We start from the raw sequence: 1,561 nt of genomic DNA on the forward strand, positions 1-1,561 counted from the left end.
CCTACAGCCTGTTACATAAAAAGCTGAACCCACAGAAACCCTTATCATTGTTAAGCCACGATATTTTTTACTGGAAGGTTCCGGCAAAAGCACGGGGTCAGTGGCAATGGCAAACCCACGGGAAAGCTTTTACCATGGCCGTTGATCAGAGCTTTAATAAAATTCATACGGAAATACAGGCCGGAAATACTGCTTTAATCATCAAAAGCAAAAGGCTGAGGGGTGAACGCATAACCATCCGTGCGGTAAACCCGGATACAAAAACCCGGTATTTATTGAATGGCCGCATCGAAAAGGATACCATAAAAGGGAAAATACAAATTCGCAGCGATGAGGGTCAAGAGATAGAGAACTGGACAGCCAGGCGGAATTAAAATCTTCCGGGGATGATCCATCCGGCAGGACTCACCCCGGAAGTGATTAAAATTGCAGGCCCCGGCAACAGCCTAGGTCTGCCGGGCAGCAATTTTCACTGATAGAAGCCTTCGTCTTTCAGTGCATCATGTATGGCCCCGCAGAAAGCGGACAGGTCCTTGGGAACTCTGGAACTGATGTAATTCCCGTCAACCGAAATTTCTTCATCCACGTAGGTGCCATCTGCCTCTTCGATCTCTTCCTCAATACTACCTACACCGCTGCTCGTCCTGCCTTCAAGCACATCTGCAGTCACAAGCACTTGGGGTCCATGGCATATGGCTGCCGTCGGCTTTCCGGAATTGAAGAAATCCCTTGCAAAAGCAACCACATCGTCATCTTCCCTTAGCTTTTCAGGGGCATGTCCTCCCGGGAAAATTAAGGCATCAAAATCATCAACCGCAACCTCATCAACGGTCTTCTCAATCTTTATTGTAAAATCACTGTTATAAGCACCTACTGTTCCGGTTTCCATCCCTATAACAGTAATCTTTGCACCCCGGTTGGTAAAGTAGCCAATGGGCATGTAAGCTTCGGCATCCTGAAATCCTTCACCTGTCAAAACGGCAATTTCAGGAAGATTTTTCTCCTCTTCTGCTTTTTCTTCAGTGGTCTCCTGTGGACCACAGCTCGGGAACATAAAAAAGATTCCCAGTAAAATCAACGGAAAAAACAATCTTTTTGCATTCATAACAACTATTAATTAAAGGTTTGTAGATTAAAATTACCCCGCATTTTTCTTCGAATTATTATTAACACAAGGTATTGTTATAACGAATAAAAAACAGATAATTATTATTTTTTTGGTTCAAAAAGACAGATTAATGTCCCACTAATCCGACGCTTCGGGGTCCCTCCTTACGTCGTCCCGCCAAACCGGCGGGGCGAAGGTCTCGGGCAGGTTCCAGGTAAAGGGAAAGACTATATATTTGTACTGACCTCCCTCCGATGATCTGCCTTTCTTATTGTTGACCCGGTCATTGTCATCAAAACTCAAAAGCTTCATATTTTAGCATAACCTCGTCGCTACGCGACTTTCGTTTTGCGAATCTCTTCTCCCTTTCCTTCTTTCGTGCCTCATGCCGTCGCCCCCTCGTGCCCTCGTGTCGTCGTGCCGTCGTGTTGTCGTGTCGTCATGCCGTCGTGC

Annotated in this window: 3 protein-coding genes; 1 reads left to right on the plus strand and 2 read right to left on the minus strand. The window is 45.9% G+C overall.

What is annotated here, in order from left to right:
- On the plus strand, positions 1–374 hold a 374-nt coding region (locus KGY70_12715), incomplete at its 5' end, for a hypothetical protein (protein MBS3776047.1).
- Positions 375–469: 95 nt separating this feature from the next.
- On the opposite strand, the gene KGY70_12720 is transcribed toward KGY70_12715, so the two are convergent.
- A complete protein-coding gene (locus KGY70_12720) occupies positions 470–1,105 on the minus strand; it encodes a type 1 glutamine amidotransferase (GenBank protein ID MBS3776048.1) in 636 nt (211 codons plus the stop codon).
- Between the two features lie 141 nt (positions 1,106–1,246).
- The gene (locus KGY70_12725) at positions 1,247–1,411 is read right to left on the minus strand and encodes a hypothetical protein (protein MBS3776049.1); all 165 of its coding nucleotides are present in this window, start codon (positions 1,409–1,411) and stop codon (positions 1,247–1,249) included.
- Positions 1,412–1,561: the final 150 nt, after the last annotated feature.

This window comes from Bacteroidales bacterium, from assembly GCA_018334875.1.
GTDB lineage: Bacteria > Bacteroidota > Bacteroidia > Bacteroidales > UBA12077 > JAGXLC01.

What these genes read in the sequence shown, in the direction of transcription:
- KGY70_12720 (MBS3776048.1), bottom strand. Translation starts at nt 1,105, where the DNA reads ATGAATGCAAAAAGATTGTTTTTTCCGTTGATTTTACTGGGAATCTTT.